The organism is Cohnella cellulosilytica (genome assembly GCF_042431195.1).
GTDB classification, from domain to species: domain Bacteria; phylum Bacillota; class Bacilli; order Paenibacillales; family Paenibacillaceae; genus Cohnella; species Cohnella cellulosilytica.
In genome coordinates this window covers 63,676-86,435 of record NZ_JBHMDN010000055.1, presented here as the reverse complement: position 1 = coordinate 86,435, position 22,760 = coordinate 63,676, and the positions used below count along the sequence as shown (strand labels likewise).

At 57.5% G+C, this 22,760-nt stretch carries 26 protein-coding genes and 1 riboswitch; of the genes, 4 read left to right on the top strand and 22 right to left on the bottom strand.

What is annotated here, in order from left to right:
• Position 1: 1 nt before the first annotated feature.
• The 3 genes from ACFFT4_RS28635 to metA are packed head-to-tail and all read right to left on the bottom strand — an operon-like array spanning position 2 to position 3,318.
• On the bottom strand, positions 2-1,189 hold the full coding sequence (locus ACFFT4_RS28635) for a MalY/PatB family protein (RefSeq protein ID WP_378052528.1): 1,188 nt from the start codon (positions 1,187-1,189) through the stop codon (positions 2-4).
• A gap of 22 nt (positions 1,190-1,211) precedes the next feature.
• Complete coding sequence (locus ACFFT4_RS28630) at positions 1,212-2,369, bottom strand: PLP-dependent transferase (protein WP_378052527.1); 1,158 nt, start codon at positions 2,367-2,369, stop codon at positions 1,212-1,214.
• A gap of 16 nt (positions 2,370-2,385) precedes the next feature.
• Positions 2,386-3,318: a homoserine O-acetyltransferase MetA gene (gene metA, locus ACFFT4_RS28625; RefSeq protein WP_378052525.1), complete on the bottom strand. Its 933-nt coding sequence runs from the start codon at positions 3,316-3,318 to the stop codon at positions 2,386-2,388.
• Positions 3,319-3,410: 92 nt separating this feature from the next.
• Positions 3,411-3,524: riboswitch (SAM riboswitch) on the bottom strand.
• 371 nt (positions 3,525-3,895) lie between these two features.
• On the opposite strand from metA, the gene corA reads away from it, so the two are divergent.
• Complete coding sequence (gene corA / locus ACFFT4_RS28620; protein WP_378052523.1) at positions 3,896-4,831, top strand: magnesium/cobalt transporter CorA; 936 nt, start codon at positions 3,896-3,898, stop codon at positions 4,829-4,831.
• Between the two features lie 100 nt (positions 4,832-4,931).
• Here corA and ACFFT4_RS28615 read toward each other — a convergent pair whose 3' ends face one another.
• The gene (locus ACFFT4_RS28615) at positions 4,932-5,927 is read right to left on the bottom strand and encodes an HRDC domain-containing protein (protein ID WP_378052521.1); all 996 of its coding nucleotides are present in this window, start codon (positions 5,925-5,927) and stop codon (positions 4,932-4,934) included.
• A 245-nt stretch (positions 5,928-6,172) separates the two neighbouring features.
• Between ACFFT4_RS28615 and ACFFT4_RS28610 the strand changes: the two genes are divergently transcribed.
• Positions 6,173-6,469, top strand: coding sequence for a DUF3055 domain-containing protein (locus ACFFT4_RS28610; RefSeq protein WP_378052520.1), 297 nt, complete (start codon positions 6,173-6,175; stop codon positions 6,467-6,469).
• Between the two features lie 65 nt (positions 6,470-6,534).
• Positions 6,535-6,810, top strand: coding sequence for a hypothetical protein (locus ACFFT4_RS28605; protein WP_378052519.1), 276 nt, complete (start codon positions 6,535-6,537; stop codon positions 6,808-6,810).
• Between the two features lie 190 nt (positions 6,811-7,000).
• Here ACFFT4_RS28605 and ACFFT4_RS28600 read toward each other — a convergent pair whose 3' ends face one another.
• The 15 genes from ACFFT4_RS28600 to ACFFT4_RS28530 form a co-directional block, all read right to left on the bottom strand.
• The gene (locus ACFFT4_RS28600; RefSeq protein ID WP_378052518.1) at positions 7,001-8,365 is read right to left on the bottom strand and encodes a phosphodiester glycosidase family protein; all 1,365 of its coding nucleotides are present in this window, start codon (positions 8,363-8,365) and stop codon (positions 7,001-7,003) included.
• Between the two features lie 55 nt (positions 8,366-8,420).
• The gene (gene uxaC / locus ACFFT4_RS28595; RefSeq protein ID WP_378052517.1) at positions 8,421-9,827 is read right to left on the bottom strand and encodes a glucuronate isomerase; all 1,407 of its coding nucleotides are present in this window, start codon (positions 9,825-9,827) and stop codon (positions 8,421-8,423) included.
• 15 nt (positions 9,828-9,842) lie between these two features.
• Positions 9,843-11,135, bottom strand: a complete 1,293-nt coding sequence (locus tag ACFFT4_RS28590; RefSeq protein ID WP_378052516.1) for a Gfo/Idh/MocA family protein — start codon at positions 11,133-11,135, stop codon at positions 9,843-9,845.
• Positions 11,136-11,480: 345 nt separating this feature from the next.
• Positions 11,481-12,365: a 5'-3' exonuclease gene (locus ACFFT4_RS28585; RefSeq protein ID WP_378052514.1), complete on the bottom strand. Its 885-nt coding sequence runs from the start codon at positions 12,363-12,365 to the stop codon at positions 11,481-11,483.
• Between the two features lie 14 nt (positions 12,366-12,379).
• Positions 12,380-13,582: an aminotransferase class I/II-fold pyridoxal phosphate-dependent enzyme gene (locus ACFFT4_RS28580; protein WP_378052513.1), complete on the bottom strand. Its 1,203-nt coding sequence runs from the start codon at positions 13,580-13,582 to the stop codon at positions 12,380-12,382.
• Positions 13,567-13,917 (bottom strand): arsenate reductase family protein, encoded by a 351-nt coding sequence (locus ACFFT4_RS28575; protein WP_378052823.1) that lies wholly within the window; start codon positions 13,915-13,917, stop codon positions 13,567-13,569. Before ACFFT4_RS28575 ends, ACFFT4_RS28580 begins: the two co-directional genes overlap by 16 nt.
• A gap of 36 nt (positions 13,918-13,953) precedes the next feature.
• A complete protein-coding gene (locus ACFFT4_RS28570) occupies positions 13,954-14,925 on the bottom strand; it encodes an RluA family pseudouridine synthase (protein WP_378052512.1) in 972 nt (323 codons plus the stop codon).
• Between the two features lie 4 nt (positions 14,926-14,929).
• Positions 14,930-15,508, bottom strand: a complete 579-nt coding sequence (locus tag ACFFT4_RS28565) for a cob(I)yrinic acid a,c-diamide adenosyltransferase (RefSeq protein WP_378052510.1) — start codon at positions 15,506-15,508, stop codon at positions 14,930-14,932.
• On the bottom strand, positions 15,483-16,166 hold the full coding sequence (locus ACFFT4_RS28560; RefSeq protein WP_378052509.1) for a P-loop NTPase family protein: 684 nt from the start codon (positions 16,164-16,166) through the stop codon (positions 15,483-15,485). The genes ACFFT4_RS28565 and ACFFT4_RS28560 overlap by 26 nt, the downstream gene beginning before the upstream one ends.
• A 44-nt stretch (positions 16,167-16,210) precedes the next feature.
• Positions 16,211-16,465 (bottom strand): aspartyl-phosphate phosphatase Spo0E family protein, encoded by a 255-nt coding sequence (locus ACFFT4_RS28555; RefSeq protein ID WP_378052508.1) that lies wholly within the window; start codon positions 16,463-16,465, stop codon positions 16,211-16,213.
• A 106-nt stretch (positions 16,466-16,571) separates the two neighbouring features.
• Entirely contained in the window at positions 16,572-17,801 is a 1,230-nt protein-coding gene (locus tag ACFFT4_RS28550; RefSeq protein ID WP_378052507.1) for an aminotransferase class I/II-fold pyridoxal phosphate-dependent enzyme, read from the bottom strand.
• A 38-nt stretch (positions 17,802-17,839) separates the two neighbouring features.
• Positions 17,840-18,331: an Lrp/AsnC family transcriptional regulator gene (locus ACFFT4_RS28545; protein ID WP_378052505.1), complete on the bottom strand. Its 492-nt coding sequence runs from the start codon at positions 18,329-18,331 to the stop codon at positions 17,840-17,842.
• 134 nt (positions 18,332-18,465) lie between these two features.
• Positions 18,466-18,828 carry a spore coat protein gene (locus ACFFT4_RS28540; protein ID WP_378052504.1) on the bottom strand — a complete coding sequence of 121 codons (363 nt, stop codon included), beginning with the start codon at positions 18,826-18,828 and terminating at the stop codon, positions 18,466-18,468.
• A gap of 18 nt (positions 18,829-18,846) precedes the next feature.
• Positions 18,847-19,068: a hypothetical protein gene (locus ACFFT4_RS28535; protein ID WP_378052502.1), complete on the bottom strand. Its 222-nt coding sequence runs from the start codon at positions 19,066-19,068 to the stop codon at positions 18,847-18,849.
• A gap of 171 nt (positions 19,069-19,239) precedes the next feature.
• A complete protein-coding gene (locus tag ACFFT4_RS28530) occupies positions 19,240-19,374 on the bottom strand; it encodes a hypothetical protein (RefSeq protein ID WP_378052500.1) in 135 nt (44 codons plus the stop codon).
• Positions 19,375-20,044: 670 nt separating this feature from the next.
• Between ACFFT4_RS28530 and ACFFT4_RS28525 the strand changes: the two genes are divergently transcribed.
• A complete protein-coding gene (locus tag ACFFT4_RS28525) occupies positions 20,045-20,710 on the top strand; it encodes a transposase (protein ID WP_378052499.1) in 666 nt (221 codons plus the stop codon).
• 66 nt (positions 20,711-20,776) lie between these two features.
• On the opposite strand, the gene cysK is transcribed toward ACFFT4_RS28525, so the two are convergent.
• The 3 genes from cysK to ACFFT4_RS28510 all read right to left on the bottom strand — a co-directional run bounded on the left by cysK (position 20,777) and on the right by ACFFT4_RS28510 (position 22,758).
• Positions 20,777-21,694, bottom strand: coding sequence for a cysteine synthase A (cysK, locus tag ACFFT4_RS28520; protein ID WP_378052498.1), 918 nt, complete (start codon positions 21,692-21,694; stop codon positions 20,777-20,779).
• Between the two features lie 2 nt (positions 21,695-21,696).
• On the bottom strand, positions 21,697-22,227 hold the full coding sequence (locus tag ACFFT4_RS28515; RefSeq protein ID WP_378052496.1) for a hypothetical protein: 531 nt from the start codon (positions 22,225-22,227) through the stop codon (positions 21,697-21,699).
• 111 nt (positions 22,228-22,338) lie between these two features.
• Positions 22,339-22,758, bottom strand: a complete 420-nt coding sequence (locus ACFFT4_RS28510) for a DUF350 domain-containing protein (RefSeq protein ID WP_378052495.1) — start codon at positions 22,756-22,758, stop codon at positions 22,339-22,341.
• Positions 22,759-22,760: the final 2 nt, after the last annotated feature.

Genomic DNA, 22,760 nt, shown 5'->3' with positions numbered 1-22,760 from the left:
TCTATGGCCGCGATCCGGCCGGGTCGCGCACCGCCGCGGCGAACTTGTCCAACGCCTGCATGAGCAAGGAGCGCGGACACGCCAGATTCACGCGCAAGTAACCTTCCCCTTGCTTGCCGAATACGGAGCCTTCGCTGAACGCAACGCCGGCTTTGTCGAACATAAGCTCCTTAAGCTCCTGCGGCTTGTTGGAAATCGCCGTGCAGTCCATCCAGACCATGTACGTTCCTTCCGGCGACATGGCCTTCACCTGAGGCAGATGCTCCTTCACGTAGGCGAGCAGCGCGTCCCGGTTGCCCTCCAGATAGACGAGCAGTTGGTCCAGCCATTCGTCTCCGTGCGCGTAGCTCGCCTCGGTCGCGGTCAGCCCGAAATACGATTCCATGTGAATCGACAGCGTCTTGAGCGCGGCGTTGTATTTCTTGCGGATGTCCGCGTTCGGAATGACGACCGCGGCCGCCTGCAGGCCGGCCAAATTAAACGTTTTGCTCGGCGCGATGCACGTGATGGAGTTTTGCGCGCACGCCTCCGACAGCAAGGCGTACGGAATATGTTTGTGCCCGGAGAACACGAGATCGTGATGGATTTCGTCCGCGACGACGAACACTCCGTGCTTCGTGCAAATTTCCGCGATCCGCTCCAGCTCCCCGCGCGTCCAGACGCGGCCGCCGGGATTGTGCGGCGAGCAGAGCAGCAGCAGCTTCGCGCCGCCGGCCGCCTGCTCTTCAAGCAGCGCGAAATCGATCTCGTACCGGCCGTCGCGCAGAATCAGCGGATTGTCGACGACGCTGCGCCCGTTCATTCGAATGACGTCGTAGAACGGATAATAGACCGGCGATTGCAGAATAACGCCGTCCCCCGGTTCCGTAAACGTCTGCACCGCCAGGCTCAAGGCCGGCACAACTCCGGGGCTCGAGGAAAGCCATTCCTGCTCGATCCGCCATCCGTGCCGCCGCGACAGCCAGCCCGTAATCGCATCGTAATAGCCTTGCGTCCGTACCGTATATCCGTATATGCCGTGCTCCGCCCGGCTCTTAATCGCGTCCACGACTTCCTTCGGCGGTTCGAAGTCCATATCCGCTACCCATAGCGGCAAAATATCGCTGCGTCCGAACAGCTTCTCGGACTGGTCCCACTTGTACGAAGCCGTCCCCGTTCGATCGATTCGCCTGTCGAAATCGTATTTCATGCCGTGTTCCCTCCGATTCGTTCTACCGGTTGATTTCCCGTTCCGCGGCTTCGATCGCCTGTTTAAGATCCTCGAGCAAATCGTCCGCATGCTCGAGTCCGACGGAGAAGCGCAGCAAGCGATCGTCCACGCCGACCGCCTTGCGGATCTCTTCCGGAATGTCCGCGTGCGTCTGCACGGCCGGATAGGTCATGAGGGACTCCGAGCCCCCCAGGCTTTCCGCGAAAGCGATCAGCTTAATATGGCGCAAAATCGGCTCGATCGTGCGGGCATCCTTCATTCTGAAGGAAAAAATGCCCGTATTGCCGGACGACTGGGCACTCTGGATGTCATGTCCGGGATGATCCGGCAGCGCCGGGTAATAGACCGCCTCGACCGCCGGGTGGCCATGGAGCCACTCTGCGATCCGCGTCGCGCTTTCCTGATGGCGTTCCATCCGCAGCGCGAGCGTCTTCATGCCGCGCATCAGCAGCCAGGAATCCTGCGGACCGAGCACCGCTCCGATCGAATTGTGCAGGAAGGCCACGTCAGCGGACAGCTTCTCGCCCTTCGTTACGATCAAGCCCGCCAGCAAATCGTTGTGCCCGCCCAAATACTTGCTCGCGCTGTGAATGACGATGTCCGCGCCGAGTTCGATCGGCCGCTGGAAAAAAGGCGTCAGCAGCGTATTGTCCACGATCGTCAGCAGCCCGTTCTTCTTCGCCCATGCGGCCGTCTTGGCGATATCCGTAATCATCATAAGCGGATTTGTCGGCGTCTCAATCAGCACCGCTTTCGTATTCGGCTTGCGATGCGATTCCAGCTCATCCAGGTCGTTCGTATCGAGATAAGTCGCCGTTACGCCGAACCTCGACATGACCTGCTCCAGCAAACGATACGTGCCCCCGTACAAGTCGAGCGATACGAGCAGATGGTCCCCCTGGTTGAACAGGGCGAAAATAATCTGCAGCGCGGCCATGCCCGAGCTCGTCGCGAAGCCCGCGTCGCCGCTCTCCAGATCGGCCGCGGCTTCCTCCAGAACGGCCCGGGTCGGACTCTTCGAACGGGAGTAGTCGAAGCCGGTGCTCTGCCCTAACCGGGGATGGCGGAAAGCGGTGGAATGGTAGATCGGGAAGCTTACCGCCCCGGTTTGAGGATCGTTCTGCGACCCGATTTGGGCCAGGCGACTTTCAATTTTCATATCGGTCATTTGCCTCCTAACGAATCATATGCGGCTTGGCTTTGCCGAGCTCGTATGGCGTAGCTTGGTAAACATAATAATTCAGCCAGTTGGAGAACAGCAGGTTGGCATGGGCTCGCCAAGTGGACGTCGGAAATTTCGCCGGATCGTCGTTCGGGAAATAGTTTTTCGGCACGTCGATTCTCAGCCCTTTGGCTTTGTCGCGGTCGTACTCCCATTTCAGCGACTGCGGATCGTATTCGGAATGCCCGGTGACGAAAATTTGCTTCCCGTCCGTCGTCGCCGCGATATAGACGCCGGCTTCTTCCGATTCGGACAGAATTTCCAATCCCGGCGCTTTCGCCACGTCCTCCCGCAGCACCTCGGTGTGGCGGGACTGCGGCACGTAGAACACCTCGTCAAAGCCGCGCATAAGCGGCGTGTTCGGCTTCGAGACCCCGTGGGGGAATACGCCGAACAGCTTCTCGGAAAGCGGGAGCTTCGGAATGCCGAAATGGTGATAGAGGCCGGCCTGGGCTCCCCAGCAAATATGGAAGGTGGACGTCACGTTGTCGACCGTCCAGTCCATAATGTCCTTCAGTTCTTCCCAATAATCGACTTCCTCGAACTCCAGATGCTCGATCGGAGCTCCGGTAATAATAAATCCGTCGTACTTCTCGCCGTTAATGTCGTCGAACGTTTTATAGAAGCTCGTCAGATGATCGGCGGACGTATTTTTGGACGTGTGCGTCTTCGGGTGCAGCAGCACCGCCTCCAATTGCAGCGGCGTATTCCCGATCAGGCGAAGCAATTGGGTTTCCGTCGTTTCCTTCGTCGGCATCAAATTCAAGATCGCAATCCGCAGCGGGCGAATATCCTGATGGTACGCAACGCTTTCGTCCATCACGAAAATGTTCTCTTGCGCCAGCACTTCCTTGGCCGGCAAGTTGTCCGGTACTTTAATCGGCATGTTCATTCCTCCTTTGCTTTGGAGCGACGCCAAATAAAAAACGACCCCAAAATGAGTTCAGGGTCGTGTAACCATCAATCGTACGCGCGCCCCTCTCATCTATCAGAAACGATACGTTTCCGCAAGAATTAGCACCGTACGTCTAAACAACAACGCCGGTTGCCGGGCTTCATAGGGCTAGTCCCTCCGCCTGCTCTTGATAAGATGGCCATCTTTATTCGGTTGTCGGGAAAACTACTTTTAATGTACCCGAAATCGCGAAGACAGTCAAGGGATCTCTTCCATGTCCGCGCTTCGCCCGAAGCGCTTGATTTTCTCCTTGAAACGTTCGGGGGGTGGGGCTTATACTTATCACGTTAACTGCAATTATCGACAAAGTCCAAAGGACTGCAAAAGGGGGGAGTCGGACATGGAAGGCGATAAACCGAAGCCGGACGGCGATCACATACGCAAGGCAGGATCGACTTCCGTCGCCAGGAAACTTGCGGTGTCCGGCTTCTTCGGCCAGGGCTTCAACTAGGTTCCGGCGGAAATCGTCCTGCATGATCGGAAAAGGACATGCGAAGGAGCGATTCCCATGAAAATCAGACTGGTTAACAACGGCGTATTTACGCCTGTAGAGAAAATCGAAGAGGCTTTGCTGCCGCCTGAGAACGGCTTTTACTGGATCGACGCGGACGTGGACGATCTGGTCGTGCTTCAGCCTCTGTTCGGGCTGCACGATCTGGCCGTCGAGGACTGCTTGACGGAAGAGGAGCAGCGGCCGAAGCTGGAAATTTACGAAAACCAATATTTTCTCGTCATCAACAGCATCCGGTTCGACGACGAAGAAATTTTCCTGCGCGCGCTGAACCTGTTTCTCGGCCGCCACTACCTGATCACGGTGACCCGCCAGAAGATCAACGAGCTCCGCAGCGTCAAGCCGATTCTGTGGGAGCAGGAAGTCGACACCGCCGACCGTTTTCTGTACCATCTCATCGACCTCGTCGTCGACAACTACATTACGGTAGGCGACCGGGTCGAGGCCCGCATCGAAAGCCTCGAAGAAGCGATTCTCGTGCATACGAAGAAATCCCATTTGACCGAGATTATCGGCCTCCGAAGCGAAATTCTGTGGCTGAAAAAAGCGCTCGGCCCGCAGCGCGATCTGATCGCTACGCTCAACAAGAAGGATCTGCGCCTGATCGATAACGACCTGCAAAAATATTTCGGCGACATCCACGAGAACGCGGTTAAAATCTACGAGACCTTCGAAACTTACCGCGACCTGACAGGCAACTTGCGCGAGGCCTACCAATCCAGCCTGGCAAGCCGGGCGAACGAAATCATGCGGGTGTTCACGGCCCTGACGACGATCTTCATGCCTTTGACGTTCATTACCGGGATTTACGGAATGAACTTCGATTACATCCCGGGCATGCATTTCGCCTACGGCTCGGTCGTCCTGCTCGTCTGCATGGCCGTTATCGGCTTCGGCATGTTCTACCTGTTCCGCAAGAAGGACTGGCTATGATCGCGGACTCGGGTTCGGGCTCGGACGGGATCAAGCGAACCGGGCGTTCGTGAGCCGGCTGCGTTCCGCAAGAAACGGCAACCGGCTCCGAACGCGAGAGTTAGACGGCTTGACCGGCCGACCGGCGACGTCGGATCCGCATCATGCGCAGCTTCGCGTATTTTGTCTCCACCTCGTCGGCGGAAACCGACTCCCCGTATATTTTCCGCAGAAGCGGCTTCAAGTAATGATCCCCAAGCTCGCTGATCGCCGCTTCGAATTGCAGCGCTTCCTCGGCGCTCAGCTCGCCGAGCTCCCGTTCCACGATCGGCAGCACGTCGTAACCCTCCTCGTCCAGATGCTCGATCCGCTCGATCAGCGCGCGCCGCGAGCAGCCCAGCTCCCGCTCCAACTGTTCAAGCGTCTTGCCGCTGCGAATCCCTTCCAGAAGAGAACGCTTCTCCTTGACGACTGCCAGCCTCTTGCCGTACTTCTCCTCCTGAAGCCGGAACATCCAGGTCGACAGTTGATCCGCGGTCACCGCTCCGGGAACCCATTCGCCGAGCGGGAACGTATGCTGTCTCTCCATCCCCTGCAGCAACGCGACGATCTCTTTGCCGTACCGCTCGGTCTTGACTTTCCCGAAGCCCGGAATCTCGCCCAGTTCCTCCAACGTATGCGGCAAATAGACGGCCAGCATCTGCAGCTCCCGGTTCGTCGCGATCAGGTAAGCCGACTTCTTCTCTTCGATCGCCTTCGCTCTCCGCCAGGCCCGCAGCGGGGATACCGTTTCTTCGGCTTCGCGGATGTCCGCATAGCACTGCAACAGCTGCGGCAATGCTTGACGCCGTTCCCAGAACGGCACCTCCTCCAGCATGCCGTCCAGAAGAGGCCTGAAGCCTTCCTTCATCTTGACCGCTACCCCGTGACGGAATGCCGCCAGCAGCTCCTCCCAGCTCATCCCTTCGTACCACAGATCCTGCACCTCCGACGCCTCGGCTTGCAGCGCCCGCCAGCCGACGCTCCAGATGCCTTGCAGCTCGCCGATGAACACCTGCGCGCGTTCGTCCGCATGCCCGGTCACCCGCTCGAATTGATTCAGAAACACGACTTGCATCCCGATTCCTCCTTGGCCGCGTCCCGCGGCTTTATCGTATGCGTTCACCCCGCAGCGCCGGTTCGGGACAACAGCAAAAAAAGCACCCCCGCCGGTTTGGCGATGAGGTGCTTCCTCAATCGAGCGAATATGAACAACTTAAGATTATCAAAATTATCCAGGTTAGGCAAGACCTCTTCGATCATTTATAATAAAGTCATTAGCTTTCGTATGATCAGCAGCCGTTACAAGGAGGACTTATCCGCATGGTTTTGAAGGATTACGATTTTCTGTCCGATTCGACGGAGCAGACGTCGACCCGGTTCGTTACGTTTATTACGCCCGGCCTTAAGCGCTTCGATCTGGCGATTTTGACGACAAACCGTTTTTACGGCAAAAAGCTGGTCACCGACCTGATGTTCGGGCGCAGCGCCATTCTCGGACCCGACGATCTGGAGGCGGAAGGCGTGCTCGAAGCCGCGTTCCGCATCAACGAGGAGGAAGCCGCCGAGCTCGCCCAATTCCTGACGCTCGTCCTGGGAGCGGTCAACTTTACCGACTAACGGAAGCGCGATCGGGACATGCTAACGGAATCAAACCCGCCCGCGAAGGAGAGGAGATTCCGCCCATGTCCCCGTTCCGTCCCGAGAAGAAACAACCGACGACCGATCTGGCGTCGGTAGAGTCGCAGCGCAACGATCTCATCCCGGAGGAGTTTCCGGAAGGGCCCTACGGCTCCCCCGCTCCGATGTACGCGATCGGCAAGAGCTCGCCCTGGCGCGACGATCAGCGTCCGCCCAATCCGTTCTCCTACGAAAACCGCGAATTCCACGCCGGCATGGAGCGCGGCTACCCGGGCGACGTCGACGCCCCGGACGAGGTCGTCGAGGAGGATTATCCTTAGCCGCTCGTTCGGCCCGGATTTTGGACTCGGCATTCCCGCCGATCTTCCCGGGCCCGATCTCTTATCTCTTGCTAAGCTTTTGCACCTCGTCCAGAGAAAGATCGAGCATATCCGCAATCTGCGCGGCCGCCAAGCCTTTATCAAGCATTTTGCGGACTACCAGCGCCATCCGCGCATCGTCCAGCTGGTTTTATCGCAAATTCGGGCCGAACAGCAGCACGTTGCTGAGGTTCCGTCCCGGCGTGAACAGCTGAACGCCCTGCGAGTAGATGCCGGCGGACGCGCCTCCGTCCAGGCTCATCGCCTCCACGGCTCCCTTGGCCCGCAGCAATTCCGCGACTTCCCCGTGCGTCGCCGAGCCGGTCGTGACCAGGACGACGCGGCCGTCCTTCGTAATCCCGATGCCGCTGCGGGCGGCACGCTTCGCGTCGGCTCCGTCCTTCTCGACGATCTTGCCGCCTTCGATCAGCTTCGGCCAAGCCTGCACGGCCGTCACAACGTCGTTCCACTCCGCAAGGCGTCCCTTGGCGTTGGAATACGTCACGCGGTAATGCGCCTTCCTGCCGACCTTGAACGTCTCCTTCAACTCCGCCAAGCTTTCGCGCTGATTCACGATCACGAAGCCGTCGCGGGGAATTTGGACGTTTTCTCCTTTGACCACCTTCACGACTTTGCCGCCTCTGACGATAATCATGACGCCTTTGTCGGTGCCGATTCTCGCGCCGTAGTCGGGCGTATAGATCGTTGTTCCGCTGCCCGCGCGGCGGTTCACGTAGCTTGCCGTCCAGCGGTGCCCCGAATCGTACAGTCCGTCGAAGCCGCCCGCGACGCTTGGAGACACGTCATCTAGCCGCGCGCTGCCGTCCGCGGCAAAGCCGATCATCGTCCCCACGCTGCCGGTGTTGAACAGCAGCTCCCCGTCCTTGACCAGCGTTCCGTAAGGAAGCGGCACTTCGTCGTTATAAGCCGCAAAATAAGTGCCGTTAATCGCATAGCTCGCCTGACGCCTCGTTGCGATCGCCTTCATCGCTTCCGCGTTGCCGAGCGCATCCTTCCCGAGCCCCAGACCGGCGGGCATGCCTTGCGGCAGCACGATCGTATTGACGTAAGTCTTCCGGCCGTTCGCCTTCGTTTGGCCCGATTCCGTCTTAGGCGCGGAGGACGGCTTGAACTTAACGGGATCGACGATCTGCAGCCGGAAGCTGCAGCTGGCGGAGGCACGCTCGTATCCGGACGCCGTGACTTCCACCTGCGTCGTCCCCTTCGCCAGCGGAACGGCGATGCCCTGCGACGTCACGCGGGCCAGCTTCGGGTTTGCCAGCTCATAGTACAAATACGGCTCGTACTGAAACAGCGCATCCAGGCTCGCCCTGGCGTTCATCGGCAGCTTTACCGTCTCCCGCGGACAGACAAGCCGATTTCCCGCCGCCGGCTCTTCCTGAGGAGCCGGCGCAGCCGCGGGCTCGTCCGTTCCGGCAGCCGCCCCCATCAGACTTAATCCAAGGAGTCCCGCTCCCGCTGTTTTTACCAAGAAACCGAATGTTTTACCCAACAAAAAAAGACCCCTCCATTCCGAATAACGTTATATTCGGACGGAAGAGGCCTATTGTTTAGAAGCCGAAATAATTTTTCGCGTTGCGGTAGCTGATGTCCTCCACCATGCCGCCGAGCAGTTCCATGTCGTGCGGCGCTTCGCCGCGCTCGACCCACTCGCCGAGCATGTCGCACAAAATCCGGCGGAAATACTCATGGCGCGGATAGCTCAGGAAGCTGCGGGAATCGGTCAGCATACCGACGAAACGGGACAGCAGGCCAAGATTGGCCAGCGCGTTCATCTGCTCCAGCATGCCGTCCTTCGTATCGTTGAACCACCAGGCCGAGCCAAGCTGGATTTTCCCGGGAATGCCGCCGCCCTGGAAGCTGCCCATTACGGTGCCCAGCACATAGTAGTCCTTCGGATTAAGCGAGTACAAAATCGTTCTCGGCAAGCCCGCTTTGGCGTCAATGCCGTCAAGCAGCTTGGTCAGCGGATACGCCAGCTCCCCGTCGTGAATCGAGTCGAAGCCGGTATCCGGTCCGAGCCGGGAGAACGAGCGGCTGTTGTTGTTCCGGGAAGCGTGGATGTGCAGCTGCATCGTCCAGCCGAGCTTGCTGTACTGCTCGCCCAAGTGAAGCAGCGTGTACGTCTTGTACTTGCTCTCCTCTTCCAGCGTCAGCGTCTCGCCACCAAGCGCCCTCGCGTAGATGTCGGACACTTCTCCCAGGCTCGTCTTGGCGTACAGCACGCGATCGAGCGCATGGTCCGACACTTTGCAGCCGACCTTCGCGAAGAAAGCGATGCGGCTGTCCACCGCCGCCAGGAACCCCTCGTACGTATCGACGTTGGTCCCTGCCGCCTCTCCGAGCTTGCGCACCCAAGGCGCGAACGTGTCGCGGCGGATTTCCAGCCCTTTGTCGGGCCGGAACGACGGGAGCACAAGACAGTCGAAATCGGCGATGCCCTTGATGCCTTCGTGATATTCCAGCGTATCGGTCGGATCGTCGGTCGTGCAGATGACGCGCACGCGCTGATCCCGGATCAGTCTCCTGACGGAAAAGCCTTCGGAACGCAGCACCGCGTTCGCCTTCTCCCAAATGACCGGCGCGTTCTTCTCGTTGATCGGCTCCTCGATGCCGAAATAACGCCTCAGCTCAAGATGCGACCAATGGTACAGCGGGTTGCCGAGCGTGGCGGGAACCGTTCTCGCCCAGGCGAGGAAACGATCGTAGTCGTCCACTCCCGGTCCCCCGGTCACGAGCGCTTCCTCAACCCCGTTCGCCCGCATCGCTCTCCACTTGTAATGATCCCCATACAGCCAAATCTCCGCGAGATTGCCGAAACGCTTGTCCTCGTAGATTTCCTGCGGATTCAAGTGACAGTGATAATCGATAATCGGCTGCCCCGCCGCGTAATCGTGATACAACCGCCGCGAAACCTCATTTTGAAGCAAAAAGTGATCGTCCAGAAACTCCTTCACTTCGTTATCGCTCCTTCATCGAAATTTGACCAGCTCGTCGACGCGCACCGCCTGCCCCGTCCGGATCGAACGATTGGCCGCGATCCCCGTCAAAATACTTTTCGCCCCATCGATATGATTCGCCGCCCGCTTGAACCGATCCTCCGTCGGAACGCCGAAAATATCGTTCAGCAGCACCGGATCGCCGCCGCCGTGTCCGCCGTCGCCTTCTTCGACCTCCACCTCGTAAGGGGCCGCGAACATCGGGAACACCGTAATGGACCTGGCTTTAAGCGCGCCTTCCTCGGATTTTTCGCCGCCGGAATTCACGTACGATTGCTCGACGATCGTCATCTCGATCCGGCCCTTCGTCCCGTTAAACGCAATCCGGTAGCCTTCCCAAGGCAGATACGCGTTGAGAGAATACGTCAGGATGGCATTGTTCTTGTATCTGACCAGCACGCCCATCGTATCCTCGATGCTGATGCCGTCCCCGAACACGCTCTGGTCGCGGCGATAGCCGTCCTCATGCTCGGCGTCCAGATAGAGCGCCTTCAGGTTGTCGTTCTCGTCGAGCGGCAGCGCGAACGGGTCGCCCTTCGCGTTCGGATTCCCGGTGGCACGGTCGTAAAATTGGGTGACTCCGCGCTGTTCCGCATTCTCCTTGCCGTAGAACAGCAAATCTCCGAAAGCGAACACCGTCTCCGGCTCCGAGCCGATCCAGAAGTTGACGAGGTCGAAATGGTGCGTCGACTTATGGACGAGCAGGCCGCCGCTGTTCCTTTTGTCCCGGTGCCATCTGCGGAAGTAATCGGCCCCATGCTGCGTGTTCAGCAGCCATTCGAAATGGACCGAGGTGACTTTGCCGATCGTGCCGTCTTCGATCAGCTCGCGGGCTTTCGTATGGTGCGGCGCGTAGCGATAGTTAAACGTCACCCGCACGTTCCGGCCGGTGCGCTCGACTGCGTCCAGAATGTCCTGGCACTTCTTCTCGTCGACCGTCATCGGCTTCTCGGTCACGACGTCGCAGCCCAGCTCCATCGCCCGGATGATGTACTTATGGTGAGTACGGTCCATGCTCGTCACGATGACGGCGTCGGGCCGCTCCTTTGCGATCATCTCTTCGAACTGCTCGGACTTGTAGGTCGCGACCGCGTGATAGCCGTAACGCTCGGTCAGCTGCCGGTTGGCGTAATTCATCCGGGTCTGGTTCGTGTCGCAGAACGCCAGCAGCTCGGACGTCTCGCGGTAAGACGTCGCGATCGCCGAGTAGAAAAACTCCGCTCGTCCGCCCGAACCGACCAATACATACGTTTTCTTTTTGCTCATTTTCGCTCACCCTCATCGTGGTTTGTTTTCCTGATAAGAGTAACTTATAGCAAACAAGAAACGTTTTCTCCTGCTTTCCTGCTCAATCCCGCAAAAACCCCGCATATTTTGCTATAATGCGCAATAAACCTCGCGAACGGGAAGAAACCGGCTTCGGCAGCTTCTCCCGCTTCGGCCAAACGGTCAAAAAAATAACCCGGGCTTCCGCCCGGGATTATCGCTGGGAACATAGCGCCGCCTCTCTACAATAGCACATTATGCGCTGTGAAGGCTTCATTGGAATATTGCGTTTTCTCTCCCGATTTGACTGTGAGTCTACAGAATGGAGCTTTCGGATGAAAAGGGTTAAGATACCACAAACAGCTTGCCGATCTCTTTGACAAGGCTGTTAAACTCCAATTCCTCGAACAGAGCGGCGATTTGAGCCTGATTCGGCCGCCAATGCGAATCCTCGACCGTGCAGGCGACAGGCGCCTCGCAATGGATCGTCGCCAGTTCGCGGCACAGGTGCAGCATCTCGATGTCCGCTTCGATTTTGGCTTTGACGCCCTTCGGCAGCAGATGCAGGTTTTCCAGGATACCGTCGATAGAACCATACTCTACAAGAAGCTTCGTGGCCGTCTTCTCCCCGATGCCTTTAACACCCGGATAATTGTCCGAGGTGTCCCCGATCAATCCTTTCAGATCGATGAACTGCTTCGGCGTTAACTGCTTCTCTACGAGCAGCATCTCCGGATCGTAGACCGCATAGTTGGACGGTCCCTTCTTCATGATCACCACTTTAACCCGCTCGTCGACCAGCTGCAGCATATCGTGATCGCCGGTCAGCACGTAGACGTCCATATGTTGGCCGAATTGCTTCGACAGCGTTCCGATGCAATCGTCCGCCTCGTAGCCGGCGATGCCGACGTTCGAAATCCCCAGCCCGCTCGTTACTTCCTTGACGAGGTCGAATTGCGGAATCAGATCCGCCGGAGCTTCCGGGCGATTGCCTTTGTACGCATCAAACTTGTCGGTCCGGAAAGTCTTGCTGCCCATATCCCAGCAGCAAATAATATGCGTCGGACCGAATGTGCGGCAAGCATCCAGCAAATACCTCACGAAGCCGAACACCGCGTTCGTCGGCAGTCCCGCTTTCGTCTTGCGGATGTAGCCTCCGTAAGCGTTGGCATAGTAGCCCCTGAACAGCAGCGCCATTCCGTCGACGAGCATCACCTTTGGTTCGGACATAGCCGTTTCCCCCTTCATTTCCCCGGTTCGGCGCCGCGAACAAATTCGCCGATTCTTCTCGCGGCCTCCGCCAAAATCTCCTCTTCCTCGACCAGCGCCAAGCGGACGAAGCCTTCTCCCCGCTCCCCGAACGCGTTGCCCGGTATCGATGCCACGCCGGTCTCCGTCAGCAGCGACTGCGAGAAGCTGCGCGAGGACCATCCTTCGGGAACCCGCGCCCACAAGAACATCGTCGCTTGCGGAGACGGCACATTCCAGCCCTGCTCGCGAAGCGCCCGGACGAATACGTCGCGACGGCGCTCGTACAGGCCGGAAATCGGCTTCGGCGCATTCATGTCCAGCTCCAGCGCGGCGATTCCCGCTTCCTGCGTCCCGAGGAACACACCGAAGTCGATGTTGTTTTTCAGATCGCGCAGGCTGGACAGCGCCTCCCGGTTGCCGACCGCAAAGCCGAGCCTCGTGCCGGCCAGATGATACGACTTGGACAGCGAGTGGAATTCCATGGCGACGTCGAACGCGCCCGGCACCTCCAGCACGCTGGGCGGGCGGAAGCCGTCGAAGGCCATCTCGCTGTAGGCGTTGTCGTGGACGAGCAGCACGCCGTGCTTGCGCGCCGTATGTACGGCCCGCTCGAAGAACGCCAGATCGGCGATCGCCGAGAGCGGGTTGCTCGGATAGTTCAAAATCATAAACTTAACCTTGTCCCAGACGGCCTGGGGAACCGCCTCGAAATCGGGCAAATAGCCGTTCTCCTCCAGCAGAGGAAGCGGAATCGCCTCGACTCCCGCCACGGCCAGCCCCGCGCCGTACACCGGATAACCGGGATCGGGCAGCAGCGCGGCGTCTCCCGGGTCGGCAATCGCCAGCGGCAGATGCGCAAGGCCGTCCTGCGTGCCCATCAGCGAGAGAATCTCGCTTTGCGGGTCCAACTGCACCCCGAATCTGCGGTCGAACCACTTCGCCACCGTTTCCCGGAACGCCAGCGTGCCTTCCGTTCCGGGATAGCGGTAAGCATCCGCCCGCAGGCTTGCGGACGCCAGAACGCCGCGCAGCTCCTCCTGGGGCGCTCGATCCGGGCTGCCGATGTCCAGCGAGATGACGGACAGCCCTTTATCCCGCGCTTCCCGTTTCCAGCCGGACACCTCGGCGAAAATCGCGGAGCCGAGCCGGCTCAGCTTCTGCGCGCGCACATTCAGCTGCTTCATGCCTTGTACCATGCCGGGCCGAAATCCTGCTCCTTAAAGCCGATCGTCGTTTGGACGCCGTCGGAGACGATCGGGCGCTTGATCAACATGCCATTCGAAGCGAGCAGCCGAATTTTCTCCTCCTCGGACATCGAGGGCAGCTTATCCTTCAGCCCCATCTCGCGGTACGCTTCGCCCGACGTATTAAACCACTTGCCGATCGGCAGTCCGCTGGACGCGATCAGCCTGCCCAGCTCCTCGGCCGAAGGCGGCGTCTCGCGAATATCGTGCAGCTCCGGCTCGCGGCCGCGCTGCTTCAAAGCTTTAATGGCCGCCTTGCAGGTGCTGCAGGTCGGCAAATGATACATCTTTAACGCTTTCGCCACTTCAACTAACCCCTTCGCTCAATCTTTTTTCAGCTTGCCGAGCTCCCGCTCGAGCAGCCTCATGTCCTCCGGCAGCGCCGCTTCCAGCCGCAGCTCTTCTCCCGTCACCGGATGGCGGAAGCTCAGCCTGCAAGCATGCAGCGCCTGCCTCTCGATCAGCCCCGCCGCTCTGCGCGCCAGCTCCGATTCGTTCCAACTCTGCTCGGAATAATAGCCGTCCCCGATGATCGGGCAGCCGATATGCGTCATATGCACGCGAATTTGGTGCGTCCTGCCCGTCCCCAGACGAACGTCGACGGCGGCGGCCAGGTCGCCGTACGCTTCGACGACCCGGTAGAACGTCAGGGAAGGCGCTCCGTCCTCGCGTACGACGCGCCGGTGAGGATCCTCCGTCTGCCTTCCGATCGGCGCGTCGATCCGTCCCTCCGCCGCCGGAGGGCGGCCGTAGACGTACGTTCGATACTCCTTGACGACGGTCCCCTCGGCCATCTGCGCCGACAGCTGCTGCTGCGCAAGCGAATGCTTGGCTACGACGACAAGGCCCGACGTATGCTCATCCAGCCGATGGACAGGCCGGAACCTGATCCGTTCGCCCTTCTCCTGCCAATAATGCATAACGCCGTTGGCGAGCGTATTCAAATAATGTCCCGTCGTCGGGTGGACGATCAGGCCTGCCGGTTTGTTCAGCACGAGCAGATGCTCATCCTCGAACACGATGTCAAGCTCCATCGGCTGCGGCAGGATCGTCTCCGAGCTCTCCGCCTCCATCCGCAGCGAGATCACGTCCCCTTCGGCCACTTTATGGTTCGGCCATACCTTCTGCCCGTTAACGGACAACCCTTCTTCCGACGTCTTGAGCCGCACCATCAGCCTGCGCGAGATGCCGATCCGCTTGCGCAGCACGTCCCTTAGCGAGCGCCCTTCGTCTCCCGCCTCCGCGACAAACTCGATCGGCGCATAATATTCCACAGACTTGCTTGCTTCGTCCATCCGGCTACGACCTCCGGCGAAACACCGGAGCGCTCCGTTCGTATTCAACGTCCGTCACGTTTAACCGGGCGTTGGCCGCCCTGGCCGCCGAGAAAAAATAGTCCGACAGACGGTTCAAATATTTGCGCACCTCGCCCGGACATTCCTGCTCCTGCGACAGAGAGACAACCCTTCGCTCCGCCCGCCTGCAGACGGTTCTGCAGACGTGGAGCAGCGCCGCCGGCTCGCTTCCCCCAGGCAGGATAAACTTCTCAAGCGGCGGATTGACCGCCTCCAGCTCGTCGATCCAGCGCTCCAGTCGTTCTGTCATCCCGGGCGTTACCTTCAGCTTGCCGGGGTCCGGAGAAGCATAGCTCAGATCGGAGCCGCAGTCGAACAGCTCGTGCTGAATGATCGTGAGCTGCTCCAGCCGATCGCTCCACTCGCCGTCCTGCAGCCTGGCGATAACCGCCGCCGCTTGTCCGACGAAGCTGTTCAGCTCGTCGATCGTGCCGTAAGCCTCCACTCTGGCATCGTCTTTCTCGACCCGCGCGCCGATGACCGACGTTTTGCCGCCGTCACCGGTCCGCGTATAAATTTTCATTGCGGTCGTTTCCCCCTTTTAATCGGTACCCTTTCATTTCCACAGCCATCCCCGCCGTCATCCGGTAGACGGAATGGCTTGCCCGGAGCAAAACGCGATTCGCTTCCGCCAGCTTCCCGGCGTATTCCAGCTCCCGGGAAGTCGGGGCCAGTCCGGCGGCCGGTTCTTCCGTCACGACGACGATCCTGCCCTCGAACGCCAGTATCGTATCGATCGTTTCCCGCCATCTTGCGGCTTCAAGCCCGGCGGCATCGGGTGTCACTCCCGGCTGCGTCCCAGCAAGCCCGGCGGCATGGGGTGCCGCTTCCAGCCCCGTCCCAGAAAGCCCGTCGGAAGCGTGTCTGGTTCCCTGTCCGGTCGATCGCGCAAACGATGCTCTAAGCCACCCCGACAAGCTGTCGACGACGACCACCCTCCGCTCCGCGCGAAAAAAGTTCGATTCCATATTAATCGCTTCAATTTTGCCCGGCAGAGTCTCGTCCGCCTCCGACCTTGTTCTATAGAAGCCCGGGCTGTCGGACAACGCGGGAATAGCCGCTTCCCCGCCCGGGAAAGAAGGACAAGACAAGCGAATGCCTTCGCGTCCAACGGCGAGCGCGAGCTCGTCCGCGAAAGCGGATTTTCCGCAGGCGATCCCGCCGATCACGAGCCATAACATCTTGCTTCCCCTCCTTCAATAGAAAAAAGAGGCCGGTGAGCTCGTCACCGCGCCTGCTCCCTGCCCAAAAGAACGACTTTCATATATTCGTTGATCTTTCGATCCAACTGCCGGCTCAGCTCCATGACGGAATCGGCGACCAGAGAACGCTCCTGCAGGAAAGCATCGGTCATTACCTGCCGCAAATGGTCGATCTCTTCCGCCAGCTCGGCTGCCGCTCGGCCCGAGTAATGAGAATGGATGGGTAAATCGGCTTGTAACGACGACATTTTTTTCGATTTATGTTTTGCCGCAGCCATGTAACTCCCCCTTCTCATGTCGAAATGAAACTCGGCGGGTCGAAAATCATGGTTATTATAGCAAAACACGATTCATTTGAATATGACTTTTGTAAAATATTCATTTTTATTCCAAACTTCTAAGAAAAAGGTGAATCCTCTCTAACGCTTCGTTCAGCTGCGCGACGGAGGTCGCGTAGCAGCAGCGCAGGAAGCCTTCCCCGCCCTTGCCGAACACATGGCCCGGCACCGCCGCGACTTTGGCCTCCAGCAGCAGCTTCTCGGCGAATTGCTCGGAGGTCATGCCGGTCGAGCGGACGGATGGGAATGCGTAGAACGCGCCTTGCGGCTCGTGGCACTCCAGCCCCATATCGCGGAAGCCTTGCACGACCAGGCGCCTTCTTTGGTTATACGATTCCATCATGCGGTCCTTCTCCTCGAGACCGCCTTTGGTCAGCGCTTCGAGAGCGGCCACCTGTCCCATCGTCGGTGCGCACATAATCGTATATTGATGGATTTTGAGCATGGCGCTGATCAGATCGGGATGTCCGCATGCGTAGCCCATTCTCCAACCGGTCATCGCGAACGCCTTGGAGAAGCCGCTGACGAGAATCGTCCGATCCTTCATGCCCGGCAAAGACGCGAAGCTGGCATGCTTGCCGTTAAAAGTCAATTCCGCATAGATTTCGTCGGAGATGACGATCAAGTCGTGCTCCTCGACGATTTTGGCGATCGGAAGCATTTCCTCGTATGTCATGATCGCTCCGGTCGGATTGCTCGGGTAGCACAGCACAAGAATTTTCGACTTCGGCGTAATCGCCGCGCGCAAGCTTTCCGGAGTCAGCTTGAACTGGTCTTCGGCGAACGTCTCGATGCCTACCGCCACGCCGCCGCTTAAAGAAGTGATCGGAGAATAGGAAATATAGCAAGGCTCGGGAACGAGAATCTCGTCTCCCGGCTCGATCAGCGCCCGCAGCGCCAGATCGATCCCTTCGCTGCCTCCTACCGTAACGATCATTTCCTTGCCCGGATCGTAGGTCAAACTAAAATGATCGGATAAATATTGCCCGATCGCTTCGCGCAGCTCCGGCATCCCCGCGTTCGGAGAATACTGGGTTTTGCCCTTTTCCAGGGAATACACCGCTGCATCCCTGACCCGCCAAGGCGTGACGAAATCCGGTTCCCCGACGCCTAGCGTAATGATGTCTTTGTCCTTGCTGGCGCTGACCAAATCGAAGAAGCGACGAATTCCGGAAGGCGGAATCTCGCGGGCATGAGAAGCCAAATAGCGCTGCATCCCATCGCTTTGCGAAGAATCGGCCACCGCGATTTTCGGCTTTTCCTCATCTTTAATCATCTGGCATACTTCCTTTACGTTTACGTTGGACTACGGATTTATGGCGATACGAGCAAACGCTGATCGTCTTCGAACTCTTCGAAAATAATACCGTCCTGCTTGTATTTCTTTAGAATAAAGAACGTTTTGGTGGAGATGACCGACTCGATCGTCGACAGTTTATTCGAGACGAACGAAGCGACCTCCTTCAGGTTTTTACCCTCGATCTCAACGAGCAGATCAAAGGCTCCGGACATCAGATAGACGGATTTCACTTCGGGGTATAAATAAATGCGTTCGGCGATATTCTCGAATCCGCGCCCTCTCTCCGGAGTGCACTCCACCTCAATCAACGCCGTAACCTTCTCATCGTCTACCTTGCTCCAATTGATAACCGTCGCGTATTTGACGATGACGTGATCCCGCTCCAGTTCCGAGATCGCCGCAGCCACCTCCTCTTCGGAAGTCCCCAACATCGTCGCGATCGTTGCGGCGGATAAGCGTGCGTCCTCTTTGAGCAGGTCCAAGATGCTCAGCTTCAATTCGTTCATCCTAATCCCTCCTGAATTACTCTTCATGATACATCAAAAACAGGCTGCATGGATAGTGAATTCCAAGGATGGTCTAAAAAATCCCCGTATCGGCAAATGGATTGCCGACCGGGGAGCTTCGCGGAGATAAAGCGTTATTGATAGGCGGGCGCCTGAGCGCCGTTCTGGGCGTTCGCCGCCATGCCGGCCTGGGCCGATTGCGTCTGCTGAACGAATTGCCCCGTCTTCTGCTGGGTCTGCTGACCCTGCTTCAACTGCTTGTCGATCTCCGGTTTGAGAGCTTGCGATGGCAGGCTGTACATGTTATTTTGCTGCATCGCGTTGAACAGCTCGCCCTGTACCTTGAGCGTATCGTCGAGCAACTGCGTGAACATTTGCCGGACGACCGGACAAGCCGATTCGGTTGCCGCCGTCGCATATTCGCGCGTAACGCGTTTGAGATCGGCCAAAATCGTATAAGCCATATCCTCGTCGGGAAGCGCCGGATTGTTGTACATCGTGAAAACCTCCTTTTTTTAAGCTTGGGGTTGGGCCGGGGCGAGCGGCTGATGCTGCTGCAGCGAGCTGAGCAGCGTGTTGTAATGCTGCGTATGCACGTCAATCATGTGAGAACACGCCTGCTTAAGCTGCTGGTTCGTAATCGTTGCCGCTCCGATCGTGCACTGCTTAATCAGCAAATCCTCGTTCGACATCGAATCGACGATGTATTCCAATTCCTTCGCTGTGATGGCTTGCATTTCGTCTCATTACCTCCCAATCGTTTCTTTGGCACATCGCACCATAGTCTTCCTTGATTTCCTCCCTGCTATGCACCCCCGCTTTTACTGCTTCCTCTTTCCCGCTCCCTGTTTCCTGCTTCCTCTTTTCCTCCTCCCTGTTTTACTGCTTCCTCTTTTCCTGCTCCCAGTTTACTGCTTCCTCTTTTCCCGCTCCCTGTTTCCTGCTTCCTCTTTTCTTCCTCCCTGTTTTACTGCTTCCTCTTTTCCCGCGCCTTCTTTTACCGCCCCCTCTTTTCCCTTTCTTCTTCCGCTCGCCTCCTTCAATGCTAATCCCTCTTACTCCCCCTCCCCTTCTAACGCCCATTATTTTACATATTAATTCCACAGCCTTTTTCCATTTTCTAACTTCCCATTTCTAAATGTATCTCATTTTTTCCTCACCTGAGTCACCTGCAGATACTTTCTTTTTCCCCGCTTACCTCACTTTCTCGCACATTATCTTCTCGTCATTTTCCATTCATTGTCTTCTCATCATTTTGTCCCGTACGTCGCCTAGCGTCATCTTTTCAGTGCTTGCCTTTCCCGTTAATTTTCTCGTCCATCGCCTTTCTCACTACTGTTCTCTCAAGTCGCCTTAGCGCCATCTTTTCATTCCTTGCCTTTCCCGTCACTTTACGTCACCTTCTTAATGGAACATTCTTCATCTCCTCTCATGCCGTCGATATTCATCCGTACGAAAATCCTGCTTAGTCCTCCATCTGTTATTGCCAAAGCTAGCCTCCTAAGCCCAAGTTAGCGCATCTCTCCTCCCTATCTGCCATTCACTCAGGGAAGCCGAATTTGAGATACAATGACGTTCGTGGAGAATAGGAAAATTCAGGGAATTATCCGAAATTTCACGAAAATCATGGCATATGAGTTGAAATGGGAATGTATGTTTGGTATGATGAGAAAAAGAGAACAAACGTTCGAGTCGTAGGGAGGGGATGATCCGATGGCGTCCATTCGCAAGTTTATGGCTCTCTTTCCGGACGAGCAGGCCTGCAGGGACTATTTGTTTGCTGCACGTTGGCCTCGCGGTTTTATTTGCACCAAGTGTGGCGAGATGCGTTACTGCTTGATCAAAACGCGGAACGTCTACGAATGCGCCAACTGCAAGACGCAAACCTCCATTACCTCCAACACCCTCATGCACCGGACCAAGCTGCCTCTGCGTTACTGGATGGTGGCTCTCTACTGGGTCGCCTCCGGGTTTCCCTGTTCCGCGCGCAAGCTGGCCCGGACGCTGCGCATTCAGCAGCGAACCGCCGACAGGCTGCTTCGCAAGATCCGGCTGGCCATGCACAAGTCGGAACGCATCCCCATGCTCGATTTCTGGAGGCGAGAGAAGCGCTCGGAGCAGCTGCCGATCGTACGGAGGGCTATGCTGCTGATGTACCGGAAGGCCCGCGCCTTCATTCGGAAGTATTACGGCAAACGCGTCTCCAAATGGAACCGGTTGTACTACTATTACGAATATCGTTTTCGAAGCAGCAACGACTGTAATCCGATCGCCGCGCTCAGCAAGCTGATTCTGAGCGCCTGCACGACGATTTACACGCTTAACGAATACGGGATGCTCCGCGAGCGAAGGCTGCCAACAAGCTCCATAACAACCTGACAGGCCCATAAATAAAAAGACGCCCGCGACATTCGCGAGCGCTATCTTTCCCTATAGAGACCGGCTTCAAAAAATATCCATGCTCAAATATCGCTCGCCCGTATCGGGGGCGATGCAGAGCACGCGTTTGCCGGGTCCCAGACGCCGGGCGACCTGCAGCGCGGCCCAGACGGACGCTCCGGACGAAGGTCCTACGAGCAGACCTTCAAGGCGGGCAAGGCGCCTTGTCGTCTCCAGCGCATCCTCGTCCTTCACTTGGACGATTTCATCATATACCGAAGTATTCAAAATAGCCGGAACGAATCCCGGGCTTGTCCCGACAAGCTTATGAGGACCGGGCTGACCGCCGGACAGAACAGGCGAGCCGGCCGGCTCCACGACGGCCACATATAAACCCGGAAGCTTCTCCTTCAGCACCTCTCCGGTTCCCGTTATCGTTCCTCCGGTACCGGAAGTGGCGACGAACGCATCCAACCGGCCTTCCGTCTGCTCGAGAATTTCCAGAGCGGTTGTCGTCCGGTGAATATTCGGGTTTGCGGCGTTCTCGAATTGATTCGGCATATAGCTGCCGGGATTTTGTTCGAGCAATTCGCGGGCTTTGGCGATTGCGCCCGGCATCCGTTCCGCGGCCGGAGTCAGCACGACTTCCGCTCCGTAGGCGCGGAGAAGCGAGATGCGCTCCGCCGTCATATTATCCGGCATGACGAGAATAAGCCGGTAACCCCGAGCGGCTGCGTACATGGCCAGTCCGATGCCCGTATTGCCGCTGGTCGGCTCGACGATCAAGCTTCCCGGGGCGATCAATCCGCGCTCTTCCGCATCCTTTAGCAGACCGGAAGCGGCGCGGTCCTTGACGCTGCCGCTTGGGTTCATTTTTTCCAGCTTGACGAATACTTCGGCATCCTCGGGTCCGACCAAGCGGCGTAATTGAACGGCGGGCGTATTGCCGATCAGATCGATCACGGAATGGACAATGCGGGTCATTCTCAGTTCTCCTTATCGCTTTGGCTTAAGCGGCGCACCATTCGTTGACGATCCTCGTCTCCGAGAAACGAATGCACCGTAAAACAAGACGGACATACGTAGACTCTAAGCTTAAATGGCGCTTCCAACAAGGGTTCCCCGCTTAATCCCGGCACGCGAGGGGAAAATTCGGACGCCTCCACGAGACGCTCTCCGGCCTCCAGCATATACTCATGGCACAGCGGGCATTCGGGAACGAGGTCCTGTTCGTCGTAAAGCTCTTCCAGCGCTTCGTCGAAGCGCCGCAGTTCATCGCTCGATTCCGCTTCTTCTTCGTCGTCCATCCAGCTCAAATCCTCGTTGTCGTCAATGGAGATCGAGCGTTCTTCTTCCTCGTCCTCCATCTCATCCTCTTCGTCGTCTTCCCCGATATTGAATTGCAGCGTTCGATAACCGTCGAGCTCATTCTCGCATACCGGGCATATTTTCTCCGGCTCTTCCCCGTCTTCCTGAATGATCTCGCTCTGGCACCAAGGACAAATGATAACCGACATGTTGGAATTCAAGCCTCCTTCATCATATAGAATACGCCGACCGCGATAAACAAAATCGCCAAGGCAAGCAGAGTTCCCCACAAGTACTTCATGATTTCGTTCCCTCCGAGCTTAGATGACGGCAGCGCCGATAATGTAAGACAAAGAAACGGACAGCACGAGAGACAGCAAACCTACCGCGCGATTATCCTTCCCGATTTCTTCATCGACCCGGAATACCGGAGTAAAAAACTCGAACAGAAAGTAAGCGACAAGCAGCAGCACGAACCCGATGGCCGACCATAAAATGCTCTGATAAATCGTATCGTTGGCTTCGATCGAAAAGCGAAAGATGTTGCATATTCCGAAAATTTTACCGCCGGTCGCCATCGCTGCCGCCAAGTTGCCTCTGCCGATTTCCTTCCATCCGTCATACTTCGTCACCCATTCGAAGCAGGAGAGAAAGACGATCAGCGCCAAAATTCCTACGGAGAAGTAAGCCAATACCGCAAGAATAGGCTGAGACATGATGGAATCGACAACATCCTGCATTT

Excerpts from the sequence above, each read along its gene's own strand:
- ACFFT4_RS28630 (WP_378052527.1), bottom strand. The coding sequence starts at position 2,369 with ATGAAAATTGAAAGTCGCCTGGCCCAAATCGGGTCGCAGAACGATCCT.
- ACFFT4_RS28615 (WP_378052521.1), bottom strand. The coding sequence starts at position 5,927 with ATGCAAGTCGTGTTTCTGAATCAATTCGAGCGGGTGACCGGGCATGCG.
- ACFFT4_RS28585 (WP_378052514.1), bottom strand. The coding sequence starts at position 12,365 with ATGTCCGAACCAAAGGTGATGCTCGTCGACGGAATGGCGCTGCTGTTC.
- ACFFT4_RS28515 (WP_378052496.1), bottom strand. The coding sequence starts at position 22,227 with ATGTCGGTTATCATTTGTCCTTGGTGCCAGAGCGAGATCATTCAGGAA.
- metA (WP_378052525.1), bottom strand. The coding sequence starts at position 3,318 with ATGCCGATTAAAGTACCGGACAACTTGCCGGCCAAGGAAGTGCTGGCG.
- ACFFT4_RS28540 (WP_378052504.1), bottom strand. The coding sequence starts at position 18,828 with ATGTACAACAATCCGGCGCTTCCCGACGAGGATATGGCTTATACGATT.
- ACFFT4_RS28525 (WP_378052499.1), top strand. The coding sequence starts at position 20,045 with ATGGCGTCCATTCGCAAGTTTATGGCTCTCTTTCCGGACGAGCAGGCC.
- ACFFT4_RS28510 (WP_378052495.1), bottom strand. The coding sequence starts at position 22,758 with ATGCAGGATGTTGTCGATTCCATCATGTCTCAGCCTATTCTTGCGGTA.
- ACFFT4_RS28610 (WP_378052520.1), top strand. The coding sequence starts at position 6,173 with ATGGTTTTGAAGGATTACGATTTTCTGTCCGATTCGACGGAGCAGACG.
- cysK (WP_378052498.1), bottom strand. The coding sequence starts at position 21,694 with ATGACCCGCATTGTCCATTCCGTGATCGATCTGATCGGCAATACGCCC.
- ACFFT4_RS28555 (WP_378052508.1), bottom strand. The coding sequence starts at position 16,465 with ATGGCTGCGGCAAAACATAAATCGAAAAAAATGTCGTCGTTACAAGCC.
- ACFFT4_RS28535 (WP_378052502.1), bottom strand. The coding sequence starts at position 19,068 with ATGCAAGCCATCACAGCGAAGGAATTGGAATACATCGTCGATTCGATG.
- corA (WP_378052523.1), top strand. The coding sequence starts at position 3,896 with ATGAAAATCAGACTGGTTAACAACGGCGTATTTACGCCTGTAGAGAAA.
- ACFFT4_RS28550 (WP_378052507.1), bottom strand. The coding sequence starts at position 17,801 with ATGATTAAAGATGAGGAAAAGCCGAAAATCGCGGTGGCCGATTCTTCG.
- ACFFT4_RS28590 (WP_378052516.1), bottom strand. The coding sequence starts at position 11,135 with ATGAGCAAAAAGAAAACGTATGTATTGGTCGGTTCGGGCGGACGAGCG.
- ACFFT4_RS28565 (WP_378052510.1), bottom strand. The coding sequence starts at position 15,508 with ATGAAAATTTATACGCGGACCGGTGACGGCGGCAAAACGTCGGTCATC.
- ACFFT4_RS28635 (WP_378052528.1), bottom strand. The coding sequence starts at position 1,189 with ATGAAATACGATTTCGACAGGCGAATCGATCGAACGGGGACGGCTTCG.
- ACFFT4_RS28580 (WP_378052513.1), bottom strand. The coding sequence starts at position 13,582 with ATGGTACAAGGCATGAAGCAGCTGAATGTGCGCGCGCAGAAGCTGAGC.
- ACFFT4_RS28605 (WP_378052519.1), top strand. The coding sequence starts at position 6,535 with ATGTCCCCGTTCCGTCCCGAGAAGAAACAACCGACGACCGATCTGGCG.
- ACFFT4_RS28545 (WP_378052505.1), bottom strand. The coding sequence starts at position 18,331 with ATGAACGAATTGAAGCTGAGCATCTTGGACCTGCTCAAAGAGGACGCA.
- ACFFT4_RS28560 (WP_378052509.1), bottom strand. The coding sequence starts at position 16,166 with ATGTTATGGCTCGTGATCGGCGGGATCGCCTGCGGAAAATCCGCTTTC.
- ACFFT4_RS28575 (WP_378052823.1), bottom strand. The coding sequence starts at position 13,917 with ATGTATCATTTGCCGACCTGCAGCACCTGCAAGGCGGCCATTAAAGCT.
- ACFFT4_RS28570 (WP_378052512.1), bottom strand. The coding sequence starts at position 14,925 with ATGGACGAAGCAAGCAAGTCTGTGGAATATTATGCGCCGATCGAGTTT.